The following is a 23,501-nucleotide window of genomic DNA, read 5'->3' on the forward strand; positions in this document are numbered from 1 at the left end:
TCAGTGACCGCTTCAGGCCGCGTACACCTCTGTCCCTCCCACATAGGTGAGCGCCACCCGCGTCTGTGCGATCTCCTCCGGCGGAGCGGCGAACGGGTCGCGGTCCAGGACCACCAGATCCGCCAGCGCGCCCGCCGCGACCCGCCCGGTGTCGTCCAGATGGTTCGCGTACGCCGAACCGGCCGTGTACGCCGTGAGCGCCTCGGCGAGCCCGATCCGCTCGCCGGGCAGGAACACCGGCCCGGCGCTTCCGGGTTCGACCCGGTTGACCGCGACATGGATGCCCTGGAGCGGATCGGGACTGCTCACCGGCCAGTCGCTGCCCGCCGCGAGCGTGGCCCCGGACCGCAGCAGCGCCCCGAACGGGTACTGCCACAAGGCGCGTTCGGGCCCGAGGAACGGAATCGTCAGCTCGTCCATCTGCGGTTCGTGCGCGGCCCACAGCGGCTGGATGTTCGCGACCGCGCCGAGCCGCGCGAACCGCACCACGTCGTCCGGGTGCACCACCTGAAGGTGCGCCAGATGCGGCCGGGTGTCACTCGGCCCGTTCGCCTCCCGCGCCGCCTCGACCGCGTCCAGCGCGTTCCGTACGGCCCGGTCGCCCAGCGCGTGGAAGTGGCACTGGAAGCCGAGCGCGTCCAACTCGGTGACGTACTTGGGCAGTTGGTCCGGGTCGATGAAGCTGGTGCCCCGATTGGCCGTGGCGCAGCCGCACTTGTCGAGGTAGGGATCGAGGAGGGCGGCGGTGCCGGTCTCGGCGACCCCGTCCAGCATCAGCTTCACACTGCCCGCGCGGAACCGGCCGTGGCTCAACGCGGCCCGCCGCTCGGCGAGTTCGGGGATCTGCTCGGCCCCGCGCTCCCGGTCCCACCACAGCGCGCCGACCACGCGCGCGGTGAGCGAGCCGTCCCGGGCGGCCGTCAGATACGCGTCCGACGGATCGGCCATCCCCGCGAACCTCCCGACGATCGCGTCCTGCCAGGCCGTGATCCCGAGCGCGTGCAGATGCCGCTGGGCGTGCAGCAGCGCGGCCAGCCGGTCGGCGGGTGTGGTCGGTGGCGTGTGCCTGCCGACCAGCTGCATCGCCCCCTCCTGGAGCGTCCCGGCCGGCTCGCCCGACGCGTCCCGCTCGATCCGACCGTCCGCCGGATCGGGCGTGTCCCGCGTGATGCCCGCCAGCTCCAGGGCCCGGCTGTTGACCCACGCGCCGTGATGGTCCCGGTTGGGCAGATACACCGGCCGGTCCGGTACGACCGAGTCCAGCAGCTCCTTCGTCGGCGTACCGCCCTCGAACGCCTCCATCGACCACCCGCCCCCGGTGATCCACTCCCGCTCGGGATGCGCGTCCGCATAGGCCCGCACGGCGGCGAGCGTGTCCGCCGCGGTCTTCGTCCCCGTCAGATCGCACTGGGTGAGCTCAAGCCCCGCCGGCACCGGATGCACATGCGCGTCCTGGAACCCGGGGAGCAGCAACCGCCCCGCCAGATCGACGACTTGAGCGCCCGGCCCGGCGAGGTCGCGCACCTCGGCATGTCCTACGGCCGTGATGCGGTCGCCGGTGACGGCCACGGCGGTCGCCGTGCGGCCCTCGGGGGTGAGGACGGGGCCGTTGGTGAAGAGGAGGTCTGCGTGCATGGTCCGTTTCCTTGCGGGGGTCATGAAGAGGTGACGAGCAACTGCGGGGCGTCGGCGTCGGTGCCCCGACCGGACTGGAAGTAGGGCGACTTGCGTACCCACTTCGCCCAGGCGGCGGCCACGAAACCCGAGGCGATCATCACGGCCGGGGTGAGCAGCAGGAACCAGCCGTTGTCCGCGCTGACTTCGAGGTGGTCGGTGGAGGTGTAGAAGGACCAGGCCAGGTAGCCGCCGAGCCCGAGCAGGGCCACGGCGCTCAGCGCGGGCAGCACCACCGCGCGGATGCCCTGCCGCCAGTTCTCGCGGAGGAGGGAGCGGAAGCGTACGGCGGCGGCGAGGGCGGTGAGCGCGTAGGAGAGGGCGACGACGATACCCACGGCGTTCACCGTCGCCATGATCATGTCGGCGAGACGGGGGATCACCAGCGCCAGTGCGGCAACTGCCGTTGCCAGCGCGCCGATCAGCAGCGTGCCGAGGGCCGGTGTGCCGTAGCGCGAGCTGACCTTGGACCAGACCGGTCCGAGCGTGCGGTCGCGGCTCATCGCGAACATGCCCCGGGCGGTGGGGATCACGCCGGCCTGGAGCGAGGCGACCGCCGAGAACATCAGCGCGACCAGGGGGAGCGCGGCCAGCGGCTGGGACGCGAGACGGTCGCCGAAGTACGCCAGGCCCTGGGCGCCGTGGCCCGCCAACTCGCCCTCGGACAGCACCCGTTGGAAGGCGATCGAGCCGAGCAGGAACAGCCCCAGCATCGTCACGAGAGTGATCAGCCCGGCCCGGGACGCGTCGCGCGGGTCGCGCACCTCCTCGTTGACGGTGAACGCGGCCTCGAAGCCCCAGTAACAGAACACCGAGAGAAGCAGGCCCTGCGCGAGCGCCGACGCCGAGGGGATCGCGAAGGGGTCGAACCAGCTCAGGCTGAAGGAGTGCGGGCCGGTGACGATGCCGTAGCCGCAGAACCCGAGCAGGACGACGTACTCGAAGATCAGCAGACCGGTCTGGAGGCGGGCGGCGGTGCGGACGCCGGTGACCGCGGTGACGGTGACGGCGACCAGGACCACGATGCCGACCGCGGTCGTCTGCGCCGTCGAGCCGGGGTCGAGAGCGAGGCCGGCCAGCCGGTGCAGTCCGGCCTCCCCGGCGAGCTGGATCATGGCCGAGCCGGTGACCGCCGTGGTGTACGCGAGGAACGCGATCGTCGCGACGATGTTCACCCAGCCGACCAGGAAGCCGAGCCACGGAGTGAGTGAACGGCCCACCCACACATAGCCGTTGCCCGCGTTCGGCTCGACCTTGTTCAGCCGGGAGTAGGCGCCCGCGATGCCCAGGATCGGCAGGAACGCGAGCAGCATGATGGCCGGCAGATGCAGCCCGACCACCCCGGCGGTCACGCCCAGGCCAATGCCGATGCTGGTGGTCGCGGCGGTGCTGGACGCGGCGATGGCGACGCCGTCCAGCAGACCGAGGGACTTGCGCAGTGCGGGCCCCGACGGGGGTGGCGTGTCGATCATGGCGTGCTCTCCGCTCGCACCGGGGGGCCCGAACGGCCCCGGTGAACGCACATGAAACTGCGCGGGCCCTTAACAGGTCAACGGTGTTGTCATAAGGTGCGGGCACCACCCGGAATCGGGCATTGAGGAGGTGCCGTATGAGCGAGCGTGTCGTCCCGGCCGCCGACCGGCGGCGCAGACGCCCCACCAAGCAGGGCGTGGTGCTGTCCGAGGAACTGATCGTCGAGACTGCCCTCAGACTCATCGAGGAGCACGGCGCCGAGGCCCTCTCCGTGCGCCGGCTCGGCCGCGCCCTCGGCGCCGACCCCAGCTCCCTGTACCGCTACTTCCGGCACACCGACGACCTGATGCTGGCCGTCGCCGACGAGCTGATCGGCCGCACCCTGCGCACCTGGCACCCCACCGGCGACTGGCTGGCCGACCTGCGCGACCTGGGCCTGCGCATGCACGCGGGCGCGCTCGCGCACCCGCGAGCCGCGATGCTCAGCTCTTACCGGGTGACCGGGCGGGTGTACGAGATCCAGGCCGTGGAGACGATCCTCGGAGTGCTGCGCGGGGCCGGCTTCCCCGACGCCGAGGCGGTGCGGATCTACCACGCCTACGTCGACCAGGCCCTTGCCTTCGGCGCCCTCGACTCCGCGAACACGGCACTGCCGAAACCGGCCCGCGACGCGGAGGCCGCCGTATGGCAGGCAATGTACGCCCGGCTGCCCGCCGACACGCACCCGCACATCGCGGCCACGGCCCGCCACCTCGTGGCCACCATGCGGCACAGCTCCTACCCGGCGGCGCAGGACCTGCTGCTGAGCGCGGCGGCGGCGCGGCTCGCCGAGATCCGCCCGCCGTCGTGAACGTCGGCATCAACTGGCCGAACGGGGATACCCGTTGGGTGCGTGGCAACCGGACTCGACCCTTGCGCGCCTGAATTCTCGGAGGAACCATGGCACTCGTGACCGCAAGCTTCGTGGTGCTCGACGCGGGCGAGCCGGAGAAACTCGCCGTGTTCTACACGGAGTTGCTCGACGGCGAACAGACGGACATCTCGCTCGACCAGGTGGAGATCAGGGGCGCCGACGGCACCCGGCTGGCGTTCCGCCGCGACGTCGGCGCCATCCCGCCGAGCTGGCCCCGCGCCGAGAACAACCAGCAGGTCCACCTGGACTTCCTGGTGGAGGACCTGGACGAGGCGGAACGCAGGATCATCGGCCTCGGCGGACGCGCGCTGGAGACCAAGGACATGCCGGGCCCGTACCAGGAGCGCGTGTACGCGGACCCGGCCGGCCACTCCTTCACCATCCGCCCGGTACCGTCCACGACGTCCGAATAGCGCTGAGGTCTCTCGAAGCCGACGGGAGAATCCCAAGAGGATCCCTCGACTCCCCTACTCCCGGCCGCCCTTGTCCTTCGCCGGCCAGACACCGGTCGAACGCTCGATGGCCTTCGCTCCCGTGCGGTCCGCCGCGCTGCGCGCCACCGCGAACAGGGCGCCCTGGAGCGCGGCGGCGAGCAGGATCTCGCCCCAGCCGCGGTCCCGGTCCAGCGGATCGGGGGCGTCCTCCTCGTTCCGTATCGCTTTCCACGTGGCCCGGAAGGCACGGCCCGCGAGGGCGCCGCTCACTATGCCCAGGACGAGGCCGACGGGCTGGTAGACGAGGGGGAGTTTCTTCTTCTTGGTCTTGGCCACGGGGGTCTCCTTCTGTGCATGTGCCGGTCGGCACCCTGACGGTGCCATTGAAACCGGGGGTTCGGTAGAGGGTGTGAGCAGCACCCCGAGGGGCAGTCGGCGTAGATGAGCGACACAGCGTCCGACCGTACGACAGAGCAGGAACCCGACGGCGCCACGGACCGGAAGACCCGGGTCACCGTCCTCGTGGCCCTCGCCGCCAACCTGGTCATCGCGGCCGCCAAGGCCGTCGGCGGTCTGGTCGCGGGATCGCCCGCGCTGCTGTCGGAGGCCGCGCATTCGGTGGCGGACAGCCTCAACGAGGTCTTCCTCCTCGCCGCCCTGCGCCGCAGTCGTCGCCCCGCAGACCAGCGGCATCCCTTCGGCTACGGCAAGGAGCGGTTCTTCTGGTCGCTTCTCGCGGCCGTCGGGATCTTCGTCATGGGCGCCTGCTTCTCGGTGTTCCAGGGGATCGAGGCCCTGCGCAACGGCGCGGAGGAGACGTCCACCGGATATGTGGTCGGCCTGGTCGTGCTCGCCGTGTCCCTCGTCGTGGAGGGCGTCTCCCTGCTGCGGGCCCTGCACCAGGTGCGCGCCCAGGGCGGCGGCATGGAGGCCCTGCGCGACCCCGCGCTGCGGACGGTCGTCGCCGAGGACGGCACAGCCGTGCTCGGCGTGACCCTCGCGATCATCGGCATGGCGCTGCACATGATCACCGGCCAGGTGGTGTGGGAGGCCTCGGCGTCGATCGCGATCGGCATGCTGCTCGGCTACGTCGCCTACCGCCTGGGCCGTGACGCCCGCGACCAGCTCATCGGTGAGGCCGTCGACCCCGAACTGAGCGACAGGATCCGCTCGCTGCTGGCTGCGGAGCCCGAAATCGACAGCGTGGAAGCGCTGTTCACGATGCGGATGGGGCTCGACTCGACGATGGTCGCCGCCCGCGTCGACCTGGTACCCGGCATGGACAGCGAACGGGTCGAGGAGGTCTCCATGCGCATCAAGCGATCGCTCGGTCGGGCCGTGTCCGAGACCGGCGAGATCTTCCTCGACATCACCGACCGGCCCGCGCGCGAGGCAGCGGAAAGCCCCGCCGCGACGGGGGAGCGCGGCGGGGCCTGAACATCGGCTGCCCGGTGGGCAACGGTTCATGCGCCTCGGAACAAGAGATTTCCTCCCGGGCGCGGAACGGCTTCCGGCGTCAGCTTCCGTCGGCCGGTTCGAGGACGAACACGGGGATCTGCCGGTCCGTCTTCGTCTGGTACTCGGCGTACGGGGGATACGCGGCGACCGCCCGCTCCCACCACTCGGCCTTCTCCTCGCCGGTGACCTCACGGGCCGTCAGGTCCCACTTCTGCGGGCCGTCCTGAAGTTCCACCCGGGGGTCGGCCTGGATGTTGAAGTACCAGACCGGGTGCTTGGGCGCGCCACCCTGCGAGGCGACCACGGCATACCGTCCGTCGTGCTCGACCCGCATCAGCGGGGTCTTGCGGAGCTTCCCGCTCTTGGCGCCCACCGTCGTCAGCAGGATCACGGGCAGACCCGTGTCCATCAACGTCGTCCCCTTGGTACCACCGGAGCTCTCGTACAGCTCCACCTGGTCGCGCACCCACTGCGCCGGGCTGGGTTCGTACTCACCCTCAAGAGGCATGGCATCCGTCCCATCTCGCGTTCTACGACTGTCTGGCACCCGGATTCAACACCAGCCGACCCGCGATTCATCCACACCGCGACTCTCTTCGGCCAGGGCCCCTCGACCGGGTGACGACGTCAGAGGCAATCGCGCCGACGGTGGCGAGATCCGGCTGACCGCGAGGTCCACCGGACGGCCGTATCGCGCCAGACTCGCCCTGCACTTGACCGTTCGGGAGGGGCTGATCGTCCGTCACCGCATGTACGAGGACGGGGGCCGTGCGAAGCGGACCGTCAGGTTCAGCCAGATTGTAGGGACCACCGATCTGGCCGAACTTAAGGTGGCTCCATAGGTGCCTCGGGCATCTAATGAAGATCGGTACGACGCACTCTTCGTCTGCGAGGTCTTCCATGACGGATCTGACGGATCTGACAGCTCCGACCGACCTGACCGAACCCGTCGCCTTCCCCCAGAGCCGCACCTGCCCCTACCACCCGCCCACCGGCTACGACCCCCTCCGCGCCGCCCGCCCGCTGACCCGCGTCACGCTGTACGACGGCCGTACCGCATGGCTCGTCACCGGGCACACCGCCGCCCGCGCCCTGTTGGCCGACCAGCGGCTGTCCACGGACCGCACCCACCCCGACTTCCCCGTGATCAACGAACGCTTCGCGGCGGTCCGCGACCGGAGGGTCGCCCTGCTGGGTGAGAACGACCCCAAGCACCGCACCCAGCGGCGGATGATGATCCCCGGCTTCACCGTCAAGCGCGCCAACGAAATGCGGCCCGGTATCCAGCGGATCGTCGACGACCTGCTCGACGCGATGATCGCCCAGGGCCCGACCGCCGACCTGGTGTCCGCGTTCGCACTGCCCGTGCCGTCGATGGTGATCTGCGCACTGCTCGGCGTCCCCTACGCCGACCACGAGTTCTTCGAGGCCCAGTCCCGGCGGCTGCTGCGCGGCCCGAAGGCCGAGGACAGCCAGGACGCGCGCGATCAACTGGACGCGTATCTCGGTGAGTTGATCGACCGTAAGCAACAGGATCCGGGCGAGGGGCTGCTGGACGACCTCGTCCGCGAGCAGTTGAACGAAGGGGCCCTGGACCGAGCCGAGTTGATCTCCTTCGCGGTCATCCTCCTGGTCGCGGGCCACGAGACGACCGCCAACATGATCTCCCTGGGCACCTTCACCCTGCTGCAGCACCCCGACCGCCTGGCCGAACTCCGCGACGATCCGGGGCTGTTGCCGGACGCGGTCGAGGAACTGATGCGGTCGCTCTCCATCGTGGACGGTCTGACGCGGCTCGCCGTGGCGGACATCGAGGTGGAGGGTACGACGATCCGGGCCGGCGAGGGCGTCCTCTTCTCGACCGCCGTCATCAATCGCGACGAGGGCGTCTACAGCGCCCCGGACACCCTGGACTGGCACCGGCCGACCCGTCATCACGTCTCGTTCGGCTTCGGCATCCACCAGTGCCTCGGCCAGAACCTGGCCCGCGCCGAACTGGAGATCGCCCTGCGCAGCCTCTTCGACCGGCTGCCCACGCTGCGTCTGGCCGCACCGGCGGAGGAGATCCCCTTCAAACCGGGCGACACGATCCAGGGGATGCTGGAACTCCCCGTGACCTGGTAAGAGGCTGCGTTCCATGCACACCGAAATCCACATCGACAAAGACCTCTGCATCGGGGCGGGCCAGTGCGCCCTGGCCGCCCCGGGTGTCTTCACCCAGGACGACGACGGCTACAGCACGGTGCTGCCCGGCAAGGAGGACGGCGCCGGCGATCCGATGCTCCGCGAGGCGGCCCGCGCCTGCCCGGTGACCGCGATCACGGTGACCGAACCGACGGGCTGACCGGGAGCCGTCGTACGAGTCGGTCAGCCCGCCATCCCCAACACCGCCACCTCGACACCCCGCAACCGCCCCCGATCCGCGATCACCTCGTACGCCGCGACCCGCCCGCCCTCCACGGTCATCCGGAGAGCGAGCAGCAACCGTCCGCCCGGTGCGACCACGATGCCCACGTCCCCGCCGACGAGGGCGAGCGCGGCGAACCGGGCGCGGTCGCGCAGCCCCTCGTCGCCGCCGAGCTGACCCGGGGTGATGTCATGCTTCCACCTCGCAGGCCTGGAGGACCTGGCGGCGGCCTCCGTCGCCCGGGCCCGCGCCACGCTGACGGCACTCGCCGCCGCCTGGCCTCAGCCGGCCCGCAGCAGCGACCGGACCGCCTCGCGCGCCTCCGCCGCCGGTTCCGCGCTCCCGGTGATGCCCGCCGTGACCATGGCGCCCTCGGCCAGCAGGAACACCTGTCCGGTCAGTACGGCGGGCAGCCCGGCGTCCGAGACGAGACCGGCGAGATAGTCGCGGAACGCCCGCTTGTGCGCCCGGACTTGGGCCACCACCCGCTCCGAGCTCGCGCCCAGCTCGCCGTAGGAGTTGATCCACGCGCAGCCCCGGAAGCCGGCCTCGCCGAACCACTCCTCCAGCCAGTCGAAGACGGCCGGAATTCGCTCCCGTGGATCATCGTGCCGCTCGACGTGCTCGGCGAGGCGTCCGCGCCAGCGCAGGTCACGCCGTTCGAGATACGCCTCCACCAACTGGTCCTTCGCCGGGAAGAGTTGGTAGAGCCGCTTGAGGGAGAGCCCGGAGGCGGTGCGGACGGCGTCCATGCCGACGGCCTGTATGCCCCGGCCGTAGAACAGCGTCTCGGCGGCGTCCAGCGCCTGTTCCCGGGCGACTGCGCTGTCCATCAAACGACCCCTCCTTGACGTGAGAACGACCGTTCTCTAGGTTAGCAGTCGTCCGGAGAACGCTCGTTCTCGCTCTTTCCCTGCTCTGGAGACGACCATGGCCGACCGCCCGCCCCTTCCGCCCTTCACCCGCGAGACCGCTGCCCAGAAGGTGCAGGCCGCCGAGGACGCCTGGAACACCCGGGATCCGCGGCGGGTCGCGCTCGCGTACTCGGAGGACTCCGTCTGGCGCAACCGCGACACCTTCGTCACCGGTCGCGCCGAGATCGTCGACTTCCTCACCGCCAAGTGGGAACGCGAGCACGAGTACGCCCTGCGCAAGGACCTCTGGGCCTACGACGGCAACCGCATCGCGGTCCGCTTCCAGTACGAGTGCCGGGACGCCGACGGGCAGTGGTGGCGGTCGTACGGCAACGAGCTGTGGGAGTTCGACGAGCACGGGCTGATGACCCGGCGCGAGGCGAGCATCAACGACACGCGTATCGAGGAGAAGGAACGGCGCGTGTTCGGGGCACGCCCGGAAGCCGAACGCGGGCGGTCGTTCCCGCTTCAGTAGGGTTCCCGGATGACCGAACCGGACGGGAACCCCTTTCTCTACGTCGTCGTCTGCGCCGCCGGTGTCGCCGTGGACGTCGGCAGGCTGATAGCCGCCGCGCAGGAGCGGGACTGGGAGGTCGGCGTCTTCGCGACCCCCGTCGCGATGGGCGGCTTCTTCGACACGGCCGCCGTCGAGGCGCAGACCGGCCGCCCGATACGTTCGGCATGGCGAACTCCCGGGGATCCGCGGCCCTTTCCGCCCCCGGACGCCGTGGTCGTCGCGCCCGCCACCTTCAACACGATCAACAAATGGGCGGCCGGTACGGCGGACACCCTCGCCCTCGGCACCCTCTGCGAGGCGTACGGTCTCGGGGTCCCGACCGTCGTACTCCCTTGTGTGGGCGACGCGTTGGCCGCCCACCCCGCCTACCGGGCGAGCCTGGCCCGGCTGCGCGAGATGGGCGTCCGCTTCGGGGAGCCGTACTCCGGCGCGGCCCAAGAGGACGGCGGGCGGCCGGAGTTCGGCTGGACGAAGGCGCTGGACCTGCTCTAGGAACAGGTCACGGTCGGGCCGGCCAGCATGCCCCCGGTGTAGAGCGTCTGGCCCTGGGGCATCCAGTAGCCCAGCTTCGAAACCACCGTGGAACAGCGGGACTTGAGGGCGACCCGGACCACCACCGTGTCGGGATGCCCCGGCTGGAGATCGGTGAGCGCGCAGTCCAGGGCGTGCGGGAGCCGGTCCTGCGCGGGGTGGCGGCCGATCAGCGGGTTGACGCACCGGGTGTCGGTCGTGGTCAGTTCCGCTCCCGTGCCCTCCTCCGCGATGAGCCCGAACCGCGCGCTGCCGTCGCCCTCGTCGCTGTGCCGGTGGACCGTGTAGGTCAGCGTCGTCACGGAGTCCGGCGCCAGCGTGCTCCGGTCCACCTCGATGCCGTGCGTCGCCTTCGGCCTGGGCGCGGTCAGCGTGAGCGTCGCGTGGACCGTGCCCTCCACATCCACCCCTTCGGGCATCGAGCGGACGCGCACGGTGGCCGTGAAGTCGTACGTCCCCGGCCCCGGATACTGCCCCGACCCGGGCAGCGTGCCGGACGCGACCGTCTCGCCGGCCTGCCGCGCGGTCCAGGTGCCCGCGGTGCGGCACGCGTACTGGACGGTCGCCCGGAGCTGCCGGCAGGTCGCCGGCGCCGAGACCGCCATGGTCGGGGTGCCGCTGCCCGCGCACAGGCTGACCATGACATGCGCTCCACGCGGGCCGTGCAGGGTGCCCGCGGGCGCGCACAGCGTCGACGGCGGTTCGGGCGGGGGCGGCGCCGGATCCGTGTCGCCCCACGCGGGCGACACCAGGGCCAGCGGCAGCACGGCCACCCCCAGCAGGGTCCTCAGTCCGGTCCGACGTCTCGGCATCGCGTTCCTCCCGTACGGCCACGACCGGCCGGGCGCCGGTCGTCCGCACCGAGAATGCGCACCCGCGCAAGCCGCCCGACCGCTCCCACGCCGCGCGGCCGGGGCCGGTCACACCAACGCCGGACGCCGGTCGCTGCCCGAGGAGGGCGGCGCCCGCGGCTCTCCGAGTGCCCGCACCACGAGGCCGGGGACGGAGACGCAGGCAGCGTCGAGGGTCACGCACTTGCCCGACTTCGAGCACCCGCGAAGTCGTACGCTCCAAAGCGGTACCGAACTCGAAGGCAGGAGCAGCAACGATGCAGTACGTGAAGCTCGGTTCGACCGGCCTGGACGTCTCACGGATCTCTCTGGGCTGCATGACCTACGGCCTCCCGGACCGCGGCACCCACGAGTGGACCCTCGACGAGGAGGCGTCGCGCCCGCTGATCCGGCAGGCGCTGGAGGCCGGGATCAACTTCCTCGACACCGCGAACGTCTACTCCGACGGCACCAGCGAGGAGATCACCGGCCGGGCACTGCGCGACTTCGCCCGCCGTGACGAGGTCGTGCTGGCCACCAAGGTGCACGGCCGGACGCACCCGGGACCCAACGGCGCCGGACTGTCCCGCAAGGCGATCATGGCGGAGATCGACCACAGCCTCGAACGCCTCGGCACCGACTACGTCGACCTCTACCAGATCCACCGCGCCGACCCGCACACTCCCGTCGAGGAGACCATGGAGGCGCTGCACGACCTGGTGAAGGCGGGCAAGGTCCGCTACATCGGGGCGAGTTCGATGTTCGCGTGGCAGTTCGCCAAGCACCAGCACATCGCCGAGCGGCACGGCTGGACCAAGTTCGTGTCCATGCAGAACCACTACAACCTCCTGTACCGCGAGGAGGAGCGCGAGATGCTGCCGCTCTGCGCGGACCAGGGCGTCGGCGTGCTGCCCTGGAGCCCGCTGGCCCGGGGCCGCCTCACCCGGGACTGGGGCACCACCACCGAGCGCAGCAGCACGGACAACTTCGGCAACCGCCTCTACCAGGAGGGCGACCGGACCATCGTCGAGGCGGTCACCCGGATCGCCGGCGACCGCGGTGTCCCGCGCGCCCAGGTCGCCCTCGCCTGGCTGCTGCACCAGGGCACGGTGGCCGCACCGATCATCGGCGCGGCCAAGCCGCAGCACATCGAGGACGCCGTCGCCGCAGTCGAACTGGAGCTGAGCGACAAGGAGATCGAGGAGCTGGAGCGGCCCTACGTTCCGCACGCGATCAGCGGCCACTCCTGACGCATCGTCAACAGCCTTGGTTTCAGGCTGAGTTGATGTGGAGCGTCAGTGCGGGCCGGGCGGTGCGAACTCCGTGCCGCACGGTCCCGCGCCGGCGCTCTCCGCGAGCGGCACCCGTTCGCCGCTCATCGTGATCGTGCGGTAGAAACTCCCGATCCGGTCGGCCGAGCGGCCCACGTAGTGCCCGATGAACGAACGGCGGAAGCGGTCCGCGCTGCGATTGGGCTGCGAGCCGTGCACCAGACTGCCGTTGAAGAACAGGACGTCCCCGGGCGCCATGTCGACCGGCACGGCCGAGAGCCCGGGCGGCGGGGGAACGTACTCTCGCGCGAAGGACACCCCGGGATCCGCCTCCTCCGGGCAGAACACGTCCATGCGATGCGTGCCGGGCACGACCTCCAGGCCGCCGTTGTCCCGGTCGATCTCGTCGCAGGCGATCCACGCGGCCACACAGGTACCGGGCTCGGCCCGCAGATAGAAGTTGTCCTGGTGCAGCGCCTGGCCCCGGGCGCCGGGCGGCTTGAAGTAGAACATGCTCTGCGCGGCCAGCACCTCTTCGCCGAACAGGGTTTCCAGGACGTCCCGCAACCGCGGGTCCAGCAGGAAGCGCAGGGCGAGGTCGTCGATCTCGTGCGGGTGCATCACCCGCGGATAGGCCAGCAGCGGATCGTCGGAGGCGCGCGGCGCGAAGTGGCCGGGCACCGGACCCGCCGCGTGCAGCGCCGTGAACCGGTCGCGGAGTCGGTCGATTTCGTCGTAGCTGAACAATCCGCGCGCGACCGTGAACCCGTCCTCCTCGAACGCGCCGATGTCCGTGACTGTCATGCGGGACCTCCTCGGTGTGGTGACACTCCCACAGTGTCAGGCGGCCGGGCGCCCGCCTATTGGTTGGCCGTGAACGCTCTCGTCGGTGCCGGAGTGGCAGGTGTCAACTCCCGTGGCGGCAGCGCCCGGTCGGGCAATGGGCCCGGTGGCTCGAACATGACCTGGGAAGACGGGAGGAGTGGCGGTGTGCGCGCCCGAGGCGCCGGACGCGCCCGGCTGCCTCCGGCCAATGGTTTGGGGATTTCCCGTGTGGATACGGTGGCAATCCCATAACGGGCCCCATTGACGAATCGTCAAATGAAGGGTGCCGGAACGCAATGCACAAAACCACGGAAGACCTTGTTCCGTCTCGCTGACCTGTGCAAAGGTGTGCCTGTCGGCGTGCGGACATTAGATGATTCCCCTCTGCACGCACGAGGCTGCTCCCGTACGCCACCCCCCTTGCTTCAAAAGAGCTGCCCCAGGCGGATGTTGGAGATGCCATCAATCGGACGGGCGGACCCTGTCGGCTCGTCGGCGCAGTCGCATACCCGCCGGTATGGACTATATTCCGCGTTTCACCTGGAGGAATGCAGCCGTGACGGACCCAGGTCCCTCGAATTCCCCGACTTCCGCTCACCACTTCGAAGTGACCGACGAGCAGCTCAGCGCCGAGCTGAAGAAGTGGACGGGGACGACGCCAGCGCTGCAACCGGTCGGCGAACTGCTGGACCGGCACTGGGAAGCCGCCTTCGCCTATGCGGGGCTGTGCACCGACGGGCCGCACCACGCCGGAATGCTCACCACGGCCGCATTCACCCGGCTCTTCGGTGAATCCCTGCGGCAGTCCGGACCGACCGCCGCCTGGCGACCCCAGGTACTCGTCACCGTCCGCCGTATCGCCGCGGAATGGGACACCGACCGCCGGCAGGAAATGCTCCACCCGGACCTGCGCTCGGCGGCGGGCGACGGCGACCGCGTCGCGGCCCGGCTGCTCCCCGTGCCCGAACGGCGCCTGCTCTCCCGCGCGTTCCAGCGGCTGCCCCAGACCGCGCGCACCCTTCTGTGGCACCTCGAGGTCGAGAACGAGCCGGCCGCCATAGCCGCCGGACTCGTCGGCCTCGACGAGGAGGGCGCCCGTATCGAACTCGGCCGCGCCGTCGTCCGGTTGCGCGAGGAATGCCTCCTGGTCCACCGCGAACTCGCCCACGACGACGAGTGCCAGCTCTACATACGGCTGCTGGACGTCACCTTCCGGCGCGGCGGCGCGGAGGTCGACCCGGACCTCGGGATGCACCTCACGGTCTGCAAGCACTGCCGGTACACCGCGGACCAGCTCAACCAGTTCAACGCCGGACTCGGCGTGGCGCTCGCCGAAGCGGTGCTCGGCTGGGGTGCCCGCGCCTACCTGGAGGTCAGGGCCGGCAGCCGCAACCTGCCCGCGCAGATGTCGTCCGCCTCGGCCGAAGTCGCCCTGCGCTCCGGCCCGCGCCGCGGCGAACTCAGATCGGCCCACAAGGCGGCCCGGCGCGTCCGCCGCCGCAACCTCACCGCGGCCGTGCTCACCGTCAGCGGACTGGTCGTCCTCCCGCTCGTCCTGTGGTCCGCGGGCGGCTCCGACGGCGCCAAGAGCACCAACGAGAACAAGGCCGCAGGCGCCTCCGGCACCGGCAAGGAGTCCGCCAACCCCTCCTGGGTCGGCGCTGACGACACCACGCAGGGCACGCTCAGCGGCCGGCTGCACAACGTGGACTCCGGTCTGTGCATCGGCATCAAGGGCAACAAGCCCCTCAAGGACGCCGAGGCCGAACTGCAGACCTGCTCGTCGTCGGCCGGCCAGCAATGGTCGTACGAGACCGACGGACAGCTGCGCAGCACCGCCGACCCCGGCCTCTGCCTCGACTCGCACCTCGCCTACGAGGTGACGCTCGCCCCCTGCACGAGCGCGACCTCGGCGACCGCGAAGAACATCCGCTACGACTTCACGCTTCAGGGCATCCTCGTACCGCGCTGGAACCAGGACCAGGCGCTGACCCCGGCCTCCACCGACGGCGGCGGCGCGCTCGTCCTGAAGACGCGCGCGGACGGCACGACCCAGCGCTGGGTCTTCGACACGTCCAAGGCCGACCCGCAGATGCAGGTCGTCAACTGGGACACCGACAGCACCGACTCGCCGACCCCCACCACCAAGAAGGCAGCCCCGATGGCCACGCCCACCCCTTCGGCGACACCATCCCCGACGCCGAGCGCGTCGACCCCGCAGTCCACGCCGACGTCATCGTCCCCGACCGACTACTGCGAGGCCTACCCGACCTACTGCTCGGGCGGCGGCTGGGGCGGAGGCGGCGGATACGGCGGCGGGTACGGCGGTGGCGGGTACGGCGGCGGGTATGGCGGTGGCTATCCCGGCGGCCACTGAACCTCAGTGGTGCGGCGGTGGCGGAGGCGGCAGGGTCGAGATACCCGGCGCCGCCTCCGGCCAGACCAACAGCACCGGACAGGGCGCGTGATCTACGGCGAACCGCACGGCGGGCCCGAGACTGCGCGGGCCGAGCCGGGCCCGGTCGCCGTCGCGGGCCAGCACCAGCAGATCGGCGTCCCCGGCGGCGGCCACCACCTCCCGCTCCACCCGCCCGGCCCGCTCCAGCCGTTCGCACGGCCGCCCCAGCCGCTCGGCCGCCGCGTCCAGCAGCTGTGCCGCGGACGTGCTGCCCAGGTCCTCCAGCCGGGTCCCGGGATCACGCCCCGGACCGCCCCGCCCGAGCAGCCCGGCGAACGCCCCGTGCGCGACACCGGGCACATCCGGCCCGCTCACGTGCAGCAGCACCACCTCGGAATCCTCCGGCGTGTGCGTCCGTACGGCGTCCACACAGGCGGGCCAGGTGCCCTCGACCAGCCAGGCGATCACACGCATTCGGTCTCCCTCGGTGTCAGAGAACCTGGAGCGACAACCACAGTGCCACCGTCGCCGGTACGAGCGCCGACGGCACGGCGAGCAGCCCCAGCTTCGTGAACTCCTTGAGATCCACGCCGTGTTCGTGCTGATGCACGATCCGCCGCCACAGCAGCGTCGCGAGCGACCCGGCGTAGGTCAGGTTCGGCCCGATGTTCACCCCGAGCAGCACGGCGAGCACGGCCCCCGGCCCGGACTGCGCGGTCAGCGGCAGCAGCACCAGCACGGCCGGCAGATTGTTGATGAGATTCGCCAGTACGGCGGCCAGCGCGGCGATCCCGAGCAGGGCCGCGATCCCGGTCCCGCCGGGCAGCACGTGCCCGAGCGCGTCGGAGAGCCCGTTGTCCACCACCGCCCGCACCACGATCCCGAGCGCCAGCACGAATGCCAGGAAGGACGGCGCGGCGGCCTTCACGACCGTCAGCGGTGTCGCCTGCCGTCGCAGGAGCCCCCGGCCGGCCATGACGAGCGCCCCCGCGAACGCGGCCCACGCCGGGTCGATGCCGATCGCCGAGGTCAGCACGAACCCGGCGAGCGTGCAGGCGACGGTCGCCAGCGCGAACACCGGCAGCTCGGGTGTGTCGCCGGAGACCGTCGAGGGCGCTGCCGCCGCCAGATCGCGGGCGAAGAACTTCCGGAACACCAGGTACTCGGCTCCGATCGCGACCAGCCAGGGCAACGCCATCAGCCCGGCGAACCGGGTGAAGCTCAGGCCGCTCGCCGCGAAGGCGAGGAGGTTCGTGAGGTTGGAGACCGGCAGCAGCAGCGAGGCCGTGTTCGACAGATGCGTACAGGCGTAGACGTGCGGCTTGGGGCGCACACCCATCCGGGACGCGGTCGCGAACACGACCGGCGTCAGCAGCACGATCGTGGCGTCCAGACTCAGTACGGCCGTGATCGCGGAGGCCAGCGCGAACACCGCCGTCAGCAGCCGCCCCGGGCTGCCCTTCGCCCACTCGGCCATCCATGCCCCGCAGGCCCGGAACAGGCCCTCCACATCGCAGAAGTGGGCGAGCACCAGGACCGCGGCGAGGAACCCGACCACCGGCCCCAGCTGCTCGGCCTCCGCCCGCGCGTGGTCCAGCGAGATCGCCCCGGTCGCCACGGCGATCCCGGCGGCCGGGACCGCCATCACCGCCTCCGGCCACCCGAAGGGACGGACGACGGCCCACACCAGGACGGCGACGAGCAGGACGACGGACAGGGCTTCGGCGAGCGGGGTGTTCAGGGGACGGTCCTCCGGGACGCGGGCAAGTGTGCCCGCCCCATGTAACCAGGCCCCGGTGCCAAGCCCGCGCTCAGGCGCCCGTACCCGCGCTGAACACCGTCAGCCGCACGGAGGACGAGTTGCCCGACACGGGCACCGCGCCGGCCGTCCACGTCACCTTCAGCGGGTCCTTCTCGTCGGGCGGGGTCACCACCAGCGTGGTGGGGGTCGCCGTCTTCGCGCCGCTGATCTCCGGGTTGGAGAAGGTCAGCCCCGCCCAGGCGCTCTGCCCCGGCTTCAGCGTGACCGTGGTGGCGGTGCTGCCCGTCTCGCGCACGGGGTTCGGGCCCAGCTGGGTGCCGGACGCGTTCACGAACGCGGCGCCGGGGTAGCCGCGCACCGTGCAGGTACGGCCGGAGGAGTTGGTGAGGACGATCGGGAAGTTCTCCTGCCCGGCGCCCGGGTCGTTGCCGCCCACCGTGGCCTTCAGCTCGGAGGTGTGGCACCGGCTGCTGCTCGTGACGCCGGAGCCGGACGAGGCGGACGTGGAGGCACCCGACGAGGTGGAGGCCGAGTTCGAACCCGTGGCGGTGTCGGTTTCGGAGCCGGTCGAGGAGGTGACCGGCGTGCCGGATCCGTCGGCCGAGGGGTCGCCGCCGGCGGGGGCGGCCGTACCCGACTGGGTCTGCGGGCTGCTCACCGTGCCGCTCCCGCCGCCGCAGGCCGTCGTCAGGCCCAGTACGGCGACCGCGCTCACGAGCAGAGCCGCCCGGCGCAGGGACTGGGACGTGTTCGCCATCTTCAACACTCCTGGAAGTTCACCCCACAGCGCCTCGCGCGCTGTCACAGGGTTCCGATGCGCGTGCGCACCGAAAGGTTCGAGGGATCGACGAGTTCTTTTGCGACAGTGACTACGACAGTGGATCAGCTGACCCGGAGCGAGCGCAGTATGCGCGAGGTCGCGTCGCCGCTGTGCTGCCGTATCTGGACGTACACCTGGGGCTGCGCGGCCCCGCCCACCATGCGCAGCGCGGTCTCCGAGAGGGTGCCCGTACCGCCGGAGCAGTCGCTCCAGGTGCGGATCGTGCCGCTCCAGGTGGCGCTGGAGTAGGCGCGGCTGCCGTCGTAGTGGCAGCCGGAGTGGGCGATGCCGTCCACCTTGGCCGCAACGCTGCCGTGCTCGCTCAGCCCGACGAACACGCCGTTCACGTTTGCCGAGAGGTCCGGCCACTTCGCCAGGTCGTCGGCGACGGCCAGCCCCGGTTCCTGCCCGGCCGTGAGTCCGATCGAGTGCGGATTCCAGCCCGAGTCGCGCAGCTGACGGCCCCACGCGCCCGGCACCTCGACCACCACGCGCCCGGTGCTGTCCTTGACCGTCAGTACCGAACTCCCGGACGACGACGACAGGTTGAGCACCGCGACCGCTGTCCCGGCGGCCACGACGACGAACAGCCCCGCCATCAGCGCGACCCCCCGGTGCCGGCCGCGCGGCCTGTGCACCGGGGCGGCCTCGGCGGCCAGCCGCTCCAGCTCCTCCGCGAACGCCCGCGCCGTCGGCCAGCGCCGCGCCCGGTCCGGCTCCAGCGCCCGCAGCAGGGCCCGCTGCACCTCGGGGGAGAGGTCGGGCCGCAGCCGGTCCGGCCGTACGACCTGACCGGGAGCCCCGGGAACCGTGCCGGTGGCCAGCTCGTAGCCGAGCGCGCCCAGGCTGTACACGTCGGCCCGCTCGTCGATGCCCGAGCCGGGCTGGGCCTGCTCCGGCGGCTGATAGCCCGCCGAACCCGCGGCCAGGGTGAGACCCGAGGCCTGCGCGAGGCTCTTCGCCAGGCCCAGGTCGGCGAGCAGGACCCGCGCGGTGCCGTCCGGGGCGGTGCGCAGCAGCACATTCGTCGGCTTGATGTCCCGGTGCACGATCCCCGCCTCGTGCAGCGCGGCGGCGCCCCGGGCGGCCAGGGCGGTCAGCCGCAGAACCTCGGGCACGGGCAGCGGACCGGCGGCGAGCAGATCGGCGAAGGTGCCGGCGTCGGCGTACTCCATCACGAAGTACGGCCGTCCGTCGGGGAGTTCACCGATGTCGTAGACCTGCACCACACGGTTCGAACCGGCCCTGCGCAGCAGCCGGGCCTCGGAGAGGAAGCGCTCGCGGATGTCCATGCGGTGCGCCCAGTTCTCGGCGAGGACCTTCACGGCGACCGGGGCTTCGAGCTCGTCGTCGTGCGCGAGCCAGACCGTGCCGAACGCGCCGCTGCCCAGGCGGCGTTCAAGGCGGTAGCGGCCGATCTGTTCGACGTAGTGCATGGGACTATCATGCCTGCTCGGAGATCGAGGCGGAGGAGTGGATCCAGTGCAGGACACGGCGCCGACCGAGGAGCTGGCCAGGCGCGCGGCAGCCGGTGACTCGGCCGCTCTCGACGCGCTGCTCAGGACGATCCAGCCCGACGTGGTACGGCGGTGCGGGCGGTTCCTGCCCTGCCGGGAGGACGCCGAGGAGGCCGCGCAGGACGTACTGCTGCAAGTCGCCCGGAAGATCGGCACGTTCGAGGGCCGCAGCCTCTTCAGCACCTGGCTCTACACGGTCGTCGCCAACGGCGCCCGGCAGAAGTACCGCGAGCTGAAGCGGCGGGCCGCCGAGCAGCCGGCCGTGATCGACGTGTCGCAGCATGTCGACCCGCGCACCACGAGTGTGATCGCCGGATCGAAGATCGATCTCCTGGAGGCGATCGAGCGTCTTGAGCGCGAGTCCCCGCACCTGGTCGAACCGCTGGTGTACCGGGACATCTGCAAGCTGGAGTACGCCGAGATCGCCGAGCGCCTGGGCATCCCGCTCGGCACGCTGAAGTCGCGGCTGCACGAGGCCCGCCGCCAGGTCAGACCCTGGCTGACCTGACCGACCTCTCCTGACGTTCAGCCCTCGTCGAGCAGCGACAGCTCCGCCCAGATGGTCTTGCCGTCGGCCGTGTGCCGGCTGCCCCAGCGCTGGGTGAGCTGGGCGACCAGCAGCAGCCCGCGCCCGCCCTCGTCCCAGGTCTTGGCGCGGCGCAGGTGCGGGGCCGTGTGGTTGGTGTCGGACACCTCGCAGATCAGCGTGGTCGCGTCGTGGATGAGCCGGAGCCGGATGGGGTGCGCGCCGTAGCGGATGGCGTTGGTGACCAGCTCGCTGACCACCAGCTCGGCCGTGAACCCGGCCTCGCTGAGGTTCCAGGTGTCGAGCTGTTCGACGACCTGTTTGCGGATCGGGGCGACGAGTGACGGGTCCGCCGGGATGTCCCAGGTGGAGACCTGCTCGGCGGGCAGGCCCTGGGTGCGGGCCAGCAGCAGCGCCACGTCGTCGGCGGCTCCGCCCGGCGGGAGCACGGCGTGCAGGATCCGGTCGCAGGTCTCGTCCAGGGAGTCCGAGGAGGCGTACAGCGCGTCGAACAGCAGCCGGTGACTGTCGTCGAGGTCCCGCTCGCGGTTCTCGGTCAGCCCGTCGGTGTACAGCGCGAGCACGGTGCCCTCGGGCAGCTCGAACTCGGTTGATTCGAAGGGCAGTCCGCCGAGGCCCAGCGGTGGGCCCGCGGGCAGGTCGATGTGCTCGGGCGGGCCGCCGGGCCGGATCATGATCGGCGGCGGATGTCCGGCGCGGGCCAGCGTGCACCGCCGGGACACCGGGTCGTACACCGCGTACAGGCAGGTCGCCCCGACCTCGCCCGGGCTGCCCTCGCCGCCGGCCTCCGCGGACAGCCGTACGACCAGGTCGTCCAGGTGGGTCAGCAGTTCGTCCGGGGCCAGGTCGATGTCGGCGAGGGTGCGGACGGCCGTGCGCAGCCGGCCCATGGTGGCGGAGGCCTGGATGCCGTGGCCGACGACGTCCCCCACGACCATGGCGACCCGCATCCCGGACAACGGGATCACGTCGAACCAGTCGCCGCCGACTCCGGCACGCGCCGCCGGCAGATAGCGCGAGGCGGCCTCCAGGGCGGCCGTGCGCGGCAGTTTGCGGGGGAGCAGGCTGCGCTGGAGGGCGAGCGCGGTCTCGCGTTCGCGGGAGAAGCGGCGGGCGTTGTCGATGCAGACGGCGGCCCGGGCCGTGACCTCCTCGGCCAGCAGCACATCGTCCTCGGTGAACGGGTCGATGCGCCGGTACCGGGTCAGGACCGCCACGCCGAGGGTGACGCCCCGGGCCTGGATCGGTACCGCCATCGAGGAGTGGATGCCGTACTCCTGGACGCGTCTGGTGCGGGTCCCGTCCCAGGCCAGCCAGAGTTCGAGGTCGCGGCCCGAGGCCACCAGGGCGCGGCCCGCGACCAGCGCGTCGGCCTGCGGGGACCGGGCGGGGTACAGGTCCGACTGGCCCGGCTTGGCGACGGCCTCGGGGCTGCCCTGCTGCACCGAGGTGTGCGCGGTCCGGCGCAGCCGCACCGGCGCGGTGATCGCCGTCGGGAGCTCGCCGCCGTGCTCCTGCGGGTCCAGCAGGTCGATGCTAACGAAGTCGGCCAGCGCGGGCACGCAGACATCCGCGAGCTCCTGGGCCGTACGGGTGACGTCGAGGGTGGTGCCGATGCGGACGCTCGCCTCGTTGACCAGTTGCAGCCGCTCGCGCGCCAGGAAGTTCTCGGTGAAGTCGTGCGCGGCCAGACACACGCCTCGCACCCGGCCCTCGGCGTCGGTGATCGGCGCCATCCGGGCCAGCCAGGCGTGCGCTGCGTCCTCGCCGCCGGTTCGCATGTAGATCTGGAAGTCCTGGGCGGTGCCGGAGGTGAGCACGCGCAGCATGTACTGCTCGAGCTCCGCGCTCTGTGTCTTGCCGCCGATCTCGGTGATCCGCAGGCCCTGGATGCGCGCCTCGGGCAGACCGATCACCTCGGCCATCGCGTCGTTGACCCGGCTCAGCCGCAGGTGCTCGTCGTAGACCGCGATGGCGCACGGCGACTGGGTCAGCGCGGCGGTCGCGAGGGGGTCCTCGTCGGCGCGGGGGATGCCGCCCTCCAGCGGTGTCACGACGAGCCAGTCGCCCGGTCCGCCGTCCCTGGGGCGCCGGTGGTGGGCCAGCAGCCACACCGGCACGGCCCGGCCGTCCCGGTGCCACAGCGTGACCGTGCCGTCCCAGCGGGCACTGGAGGGAACGGGGAGGGCCCCGGTGCCACCGGCCAGCAGCCGTACGGCCGGGCGGCCCACGACCTCGCCCGCGGTGTGGCCGAGGAGTCGCTGTGCCCCCTCGTTCCACTCCACCAGAGTTCCGGCATCGTCGATGACAACCCGCGCCGTCGCGGCATCGTCGAACGGGTAGACCGGACTCATCCTCGCCACTCCATCGCGCGCACTCACAGTGAACAACCAGGCCACTTGTGTTCCAGCCTAGTGCGTCACAGCTCAGTGCGGACGAGAACCCCCAGGCCCGGGAAACCGGACGGTCAAGGGGGAAATCCGGTCGAAATGGCGCCAGGGACGCCTGGCCGCCCCCGCACCCTTGACGTTCCGGCCTGGCACCCCGTCAGAATCTGTTTGGTCACGATCAGTTGTGAGTACTTCTGGGCCCTGATGAGGGAGGGCCCCATGACGGTCACTCGCAGATCGGTTTTGATCGCCTCTACGGCCGAGCCGACGGCCGGGTCATTCCTGGCCGTCCCGGCCGCACGCGCCACCGGCGCCACGGCGGGCACGTCCGGCCGCCACACCGTCGCGCTGCGGGACGGCCGGCGCTTCGCGCTGGTCAAATCCGGGCCGCACGGTGACCGTCCGCTCGACACCCGCCCGGGACGTGGCCGAGACTCCGGCGCCGCGCTTCGGGGCCGACCACCCGGCACCCCCGAACTGCCCTGTGGCGGACGCCAGTTACTCGGGCCGCCCCGACTCTCCCGGCCGCCGTGCTCGACGGCGATCCGGCCACCGGCTGGTCGAATGCCTTCGCCGAGTCGGCCACGGCTCTGCTGCCCGCCTTCAGTGGTGCACGTGAGGAGGACTGGGTGCCGGTCGAGGGGATGGTCGTCGGCTGGGCCGCAGCCTCGGACGGTCCGACCGTCGTCGCCTTCGATGCGGTGCGGATCGGCAAGTTGGAGGCTCCCGCCGGACAGCGGCAGGCGCGCGGTCGCGGTCCGGACGGGAATCTGGCCTGTCCGAACCGTTGACGGGATGTCATGTCTCGAACAGCATGGCC

At 71.4% G+C, this 23,501-nt stretch carries 23 protein-coding genes and 1 pseudogene; 11 read left to right on the top strand and 13 right to left on the bottom strand.

Translation table 11 applies throughout. The features are described 5' to 3' along the window. Positions 1 to 12 precede the first annotated feature (12 nt). Both ACFXC1_RS03430 and ACFXC1_RS03435 read right to left on the bottom strand, forming a co-directional pair. On the bottom strand, positions 13 to 1,635 hold the full coding sequence (locus ACFXC1_RS03430; protein WP_381238131.1) for an amidohydrolase: 1,623 nt from the start codon (positions 1,633 to 1,635) through the stop codon (positions 13 to 15). A gap of 20 nt (positions 1,636 to 1,655) precedes the next feature. Beyond that, positions 1,656 to 3,146, bottom strand: a complete 1,491-nt coding sequence (locus ACFXC1_RS03435; RefSeq protein WP_381238133.1) for an APC family permease — start codon at positions 3,144 to 3,146, stop codon at positions 1,656 to 1,658. Between the two features lie 137 nt (positions 3,147 to 3,283). On the opposite strand from ACFXC1_RS03435, the gene ACFXC1_RS03440 reads away from it, so the two are divergent. Together ACFXC1_RS03440 and ACFXC1_RS03445 are read left to right on the top strand one after the other, a co-directional pair. Then, positions 3,284 to 3,997: a TetR/AcrR family transcriptional regulator gene (locus ACFXC1_RS03440; RefSeq protein WP_381238135.1), complete on the top strand. Its 714-nt coding sequence runs from the start codon at positions 3,284 to 3,286 to the stop codon at positions 3,995 to 3,997. Positions 3,998 to 4,086: 89 nt separating this feature from the next. Further along, complete coding sequence (locus ACFXC1_RS03445; RefSeq protein ID WP_381238137.1) at positions 4,087 to 4,473, top strand: VOC family protein; 387 nt, start codon at positions 4,087 to 4,089, stop codon at positions 4,471 to 4,473. A 54-nt stretch (positions 4,474 to 4,527) separates the two neighbouring features. Here the strand turns inward: ACFXC1_RS03445 and ACFXC1_RS03450 are convergent, their stop codons facing one another. Beyond that, positions 4,528 to 4,830 carry a DUF4235 domain-containing protein gene (locus ACFXC1_RS03450; protein WP_381238139.1) on the bottom strand — a complete coding sequence of 101 codons (303 nt, stop codon included), beginning with the start codon at positions 4,828 to 4,830 and terminating at the stop codon, positions 4,528 to 4,530. A 105-nt stretch (positions 4,831 to 4,935) separates the two neighbouring features. On the opposite strand from ACFXC1_RS03450, the gene ACFXC1_RS03455 reads away from it, so the two are divergent. Next, positions 4,936 to 5,931, top strand: coding sequence for a cation diffusion facilitator family transporter (locus ACFXC1_RS03455; RefSeq protein WP_381238142.1), 996 nt, complete (start codon positions 4,936 to 4,938; stop codon positions 5,929 to 5,931). Between the two features lie 79 nt (positions 5,932 to 6,010). On the opposite strand, the gene ACFXC1_RS03460 is transcribed toward ACFXC1_RS03455, so the two are convergent. Further along, positions 6,011 to 6,460, bottom strand: a complete 450-nt coding sequence (locus ACFXC1_RS03460; RefSeq protein ID WP_381238145.1) for a nitroreductase family deazaflavin-dependent oxidoreductase — start codon at positions 6,458 to 6,460, stop codon at positions 6,011 to 6,013. 392 nt (positions 6,461 to 6,852) lie between these two features. On the opposite strand from ACFXC1_RS03460, the gene ACFXC1_RS03465 reads away from it, so the two are divergent. Continuing rightward, positions 6,853 to 8,076 carry a cytochrome P450 gene (locus tag ACFXC1_RS03465; RefSeq protein WP_381238148.1) on the top strand — a complete coding sequence of 408 codons (1,224 nt, stop codon included), beginning with the start codon at positions 6,853 to 6,855 and terminating at the stop codon, positions 8,074 to 8,076. A gap of 13 nt (positions 8,077 to 8,089) precedes the next feature. Continuing rightward, positions 8,090 to 8,296: a ferredoxin gene (locus ACFXC1_RS03470; protein ID WP_362979158.1), complete on the top strand. Its 207-nt coding sequence runs from the start codon at positions 8,090 to 8,092 to the stop codon at positions 8,294 to 8,296. Positions 8,297 to 8,319: 23 nt separating this feature from the next. Here ACFXC1_RS03470 and ACFXC1_RS03475 read toward each other — a convergent pair whose 3' ends face one another. Both ACFXC1_RS03475 and ACFXC1_RS03480 read right to left on the bottom strand, forming a co-directional pair. After that, complete coding sequence (locus ACFXC1_RS03475) at positions 8,320 to 8,613, bottom strand: hypothetical protein (protein WP_381238151.1); 294 nt, start codon at positions 8,611 to 8,613, stop codon at positions 8,320 to 8,322. A 27-nt stretch (positions 8,614 to 8,640) separates the two neighbouring features. Then, positions 8,641 to 9,192, bottom strand: coding sequence for a TetR/AcrR family transcriptional regulator (locus ACFXC1_RS03480; RefSeq protein ID WP_381238154.1), 552 nt, complete (start codon positions 9,190 to 9,192; stop codon positions 8,641 to 8,643). Positions 9,193 to 9,289: 97 nt separating this feature from the next. Here ACFXC1_RS03480 and ACFXC1_RS03485 point away from each other — a divergent pair, with 97 nt between their 5' ends. Beyond that, positions 9,290 to 9,748, top strand: a complete 459-nt coding sequence (locus tag ACFXC1_RS03485) for a nuclear transport factor 2 family protein (protein WP_381238157.1) — start codon at positions 9,290 to 9,292, stop codon at positions 9,746 to 9,748. 9 nt (positions 9,749 to 9,757) lie between these two features. Continuing rightward, positions 9,758 to 10,282 carry a flavoprotein gene (locus ACFXC1_RS03490; protein WP_381238160.1) on the top strand — a complete coding sequence of 175 codons (525 nt, stop codon included), beginning with the start codon at positions 9,758 to 9,760 and terminating at the stop codon, positions 10,280 to 10,282. Here ACFXC1_RS03490 and ACFXC1_RS03495 read toward each other — a convergent pair. Continuing rightward, positions 10,279 to 11,133 (bottom strand): hypothetical protein, encoded by an 855-nt coding sequence (locus tag ACFXC1_RS03495; RefSeq protein ID WP_381238163.1) that lies wholly within the window; start codon positions 11,131 to 11,133, stop codon positions 10,279 to 10,281. The genes ACFXC1_RS03490 and ACFXC1_RS03495 overlap by 4 nt on opposite strands. A gap of 296 nt (positions 11,134 to 11,429) precedes the next feature. Between ACFXC1_RS03495 and ACFXC1_RS03500 the strand changes: the two genes are divergently transcribed. Beyond that, the gene (locus tag ACFXC1_RS03500) at positions 11,430 to 12,401 is read left to right on the top strand and encodes an aldo/keto reductase (protein ID WP_381238166.1); all 972 of its coding nucleotides are present in this window, start codon (positions 11,430 to 11,432) and stop codon (positions 12,399 to 12,401) included. A 45-nt stretch (positions 12,402 to 12,446) separates the two neighbouring features. On the opposite strand, the gene ACFXC1_RS03505 is transcribed toward ACFXC1_RS03500, so the two are convergent. Then, positions 12,447 to 13,226 (bottom strand): phytanoyl-CoA dioxygenase family protein, encoded by a 780-nt coding sequence (locus ACFXC1_RS03505; RefSeq protein ID WP_381238169.1) that lies wholly within the window; start codon positions 13,224 to 13,226, stop codon positions 12,447 to 12,449. A gap of 628 nt (positions 13,227 to 13,854) precedes the next feature. Between ACFXC1_RS03505 and ACFXC1_RS03510 the strand changes: the two genes are divergently transcribed. After that, positions 13,855 to 15,624: a ricin-type beta-trefoil lectin domain protein gene (locus ACFXC1_RS03510; protein ID WP_463293212.1), complete on the top strand. Its 1,770-nt coding sequence runs from the start codon at positions 13,855 to 13,857 to the stop codon at positions 15,622 to 15,624. A 3-nt stretch (positions 15,625 to 15,627) separates the two neighbouring features. On the opposite strand, the gene ACFXC1_RS03515 is transcribed toward ACFXC1_RS03510, so the two are convergent. The 4 genes from ACFXC1_RS03515 to ACFXC1_RS03530 form a co-directional block, all read right to left on the bottom strand. Then, on the bottom strand, positions 15,628 to 16,119 hold the full coding sequence (locus ACFXC1_RS03515; protein ID WP_381238175.1) for a universal stress protein: 492 nt from the start codon (positions 16,117 to 16,119) through the stop codon (positions 15,628 to 15,630). A 16-nt stretch (positions 16,120 to 16,135) separates the two neighbouring features. Next, positions 16,136 to 17,386, bottom strand: coding sequence for an arsenic transporter (locus tag ACFXC1_RS03520; RefSeq protein ID WP_381239423.1), 1,251 nt, complete (start codon positions 17,384 to 17,386; stop codon positions 16,136 to 16,138). A 70-nt stretch (positions 17,387 to 17,456) separates the two neighbouring features. After that, positions 17,457 to 18,164, bottom strand: coding sequence for a DUF4232 domain-containing protein (locus ACFXC1_RS03525; RefSeq protein WP_381238178.1), 708 nt, complete (start codon positions 18,162 to 18,164; stop codon positions 17,457 to 17,459). 125 nt (positions 18,165 to 18,289) lie between these two features. Beyond that, the gene (locus ACFXC1_RS03530) at positions 18,290 to 19,663 is read right to left on the bottom strand and encodes a serine/threonine-protein kinase (protein WP_381238181.1); all 1,374 of its coding nucleotides are present in this window, start codon (positions 19,661 to 19,663) and stop codon (positions 18,290 to 18,292) included. Positions 19,664 to 19,709: 46 nt separating this feature from the next. On the opposite strand from ACFXC1_RS03530, the gene ACFXC1_RS03535 reads away from it, so the two are divergent. Then, a complete protein-coding gene (locus tag ACFXC1_RS03535) occupies positions 19,710 to 20,252 on the top strand; it encodes an RNA polymerase sigma factor (protein ID WP_381238184.1) in 543 nt (180 codons plus the stop codon). 17 nt (positions 20,253 to 20,269) lie between these two features. Here ACFXC1_RS03535 and ACFXC1_RS03540 read toward each other — a convergent pair whose 3' ends face one another. After that, a complete protein-coding gene (locus ACFXC1_RS03540) occupies positions 20,270 to 22,645 on the bottom strand; it encodes a SpoIIE family protein phosphatase (RefSeq protein WP_381238187.1) in 2,376 nt (791 codons plus the stop codon). A 427-nt stretch (positions 22,646 to 23,072) separates the two neighbouring features. Here ACFXC1_RS03540 and ACFXC1_RS03545 point away from each other — a divergent pair. After that, positions 23,073 to 23,472: pseudogene (locus ACFXC1_RS03545) on the top strand (glycoside hydrolase family 2 TIM barrel-domain containing protein); the annotation flags it as partial. Positions 23,473 to 23,501 lie beyond the last annotated feature (29 nt).

This window comes from Streptomyces hokutonensis (assembly GCF_042751305.1).
GTDB lineage: Bacteria > Actinomycetota > Actinomycetes > Streptomycetales > Streptomycetaceae > Streptomyces > Streptomyces hokutonensis_A.

What these genes read in the sequence shown, in the direction of transcription:
- ACFXC1_RS03435 (WP_381238133.1), bottom strand. Translation starts at nt 3,146, where the DNA reads ATGATCGACACGCCACCCCCGTCGGGGCCCGCACTGCGCAAGTCCCTC.
- ACFXC1_RS03430 (WP_381238131.1), bottom strand. Translation starts at nt 1,635, where the DNA reads ATGCACGCAGACCTCCTCTTCACCAACGGCCCCGTCCTCACCCCCGAG.
- ACFXC1_RS03440 (WP_381238135.1), top strand. Translation starts at nt 3,284, where the DNA reads ATGAGCGAGCGTGTCGTCCCGGCCGCCGACCGGCGGCGCAGACGCCCC.
- ACFXC1_RS03540 (WP_381238187.1), bottom strand. Translation starts at nt 22,645, where the DNA reads ATGAGTCCGGTCTACCCGTTCGACGATGCCGCGACGGCGCGGGTTGTC.
- ACFXC1_RS03460 (WP_381238145.1), bottom strand. Translation starts at nt 6,460, where the DNA reads ATGCCTCTTGAGGGTGAGTACGAACCCAGCCCGGCGCAGTGGGTGCGC.
- ACFXC1_RS03515 (WP_381238175.1), bottom strand. Translation starts at nt 16,119, where the DNA reads ATGCGTGTGATCGCCTGGCTGGTCGAGGGCACCTGGCCCGCCTGTGTG.
- ACFXC1_RS03530 (WP_381238181.1), bottom strand. Translation starts at nt 19,663, where the DNA reads ATGCACTACGTCGAACAGATCGGCCGCTACCGCCTTGAACGCCGCCTG.
- ACFXC1_RS03525 (WP_381238178.1), bottom strand. Translation starts at nt 18,164, where the DNA reads ATGGCGAACACGTCCCAGTCCCTGCGCCGGGCGGCTCTGCTCGTGAGC.
- ACFXC1_RS03490 (WP_381238160.1), top strand. Translation starts at nt 9,758, where the DNA reads ATGACCGAACCGGACGGGAACCCCTTTCTCTACGTCGTCGTCTGCGCC.
- ACFXC1_RS03455 (WP_381238142.1), top strand. Translation starts at nt 4,936, where the DNA reads ATGAGCGACACAGCGTCCGACCGTACGACAGAGCAGGAACCCGACGGC.
- ACFXC1_RS03465 (WP_381238148.1), top strand. Translation starts at nt 6,853, where the DNA reads ATGACGGATCTGACGGATCTGACAGCTCCGACCGACCTGACCGAACCC.
- ACFXC1_RS03470 (WP_362979158.1), top strand. Translation starts at nt 8,090, where the DNA reads ATGCACACCGAAATCCACATCGACAAAGACCTCTGCATCGGGGCGGGC.
- ACFXC1_RS03480 (WP_381238154.1), bottom strand. Translation starts at nt 9,192, where the DNA reads ATGGACAGCGCAGTCGCCCGGGAACAGGCGCTGGACGCCGCCGAGACG.
- ACFXC1_RS03505 (WP_381238169.1), bottom strand. Translation starts at nt 13,226, where the DNA reads ATGACAGTCACGGACATCGGCGCGTTCGAGGAGGACGGGTTCACGGTC.
- ACFXC1_RS03445 (WP_381238137.1), top strand. Translation starts at nt 4,087, where the DNA reads ATGGCACTCGTGACCGCAAGCTTCGTGGTGCTCGACGCGGGCGAGCCG.
- ACFXC1_RS03485 (WP_381238157.1), top strand. Translation starts at nt 9,290, where the DNA reads ATGGCCGACCGCCCGCCCCTTCCGCCCTTCACCCGCGAGACCGCTGCC.
- ACFXC1_RS03500 (WP_381238166.1), top strand. Translation starts at nt 11,430, where the DNA reads ATGCAGTACGTGAAGCTCGGTTCGACCGGCCTGGACGTCTCACGGATC.
- ACFXC1_RS03495 (WP_381238163.1), bottom strand. Translation starts at nt 11,133, where the DNA reads ATGCCGAGACGTCGGACCGGACTGAGGACCCTGCTGGGGGTGGCCGTG.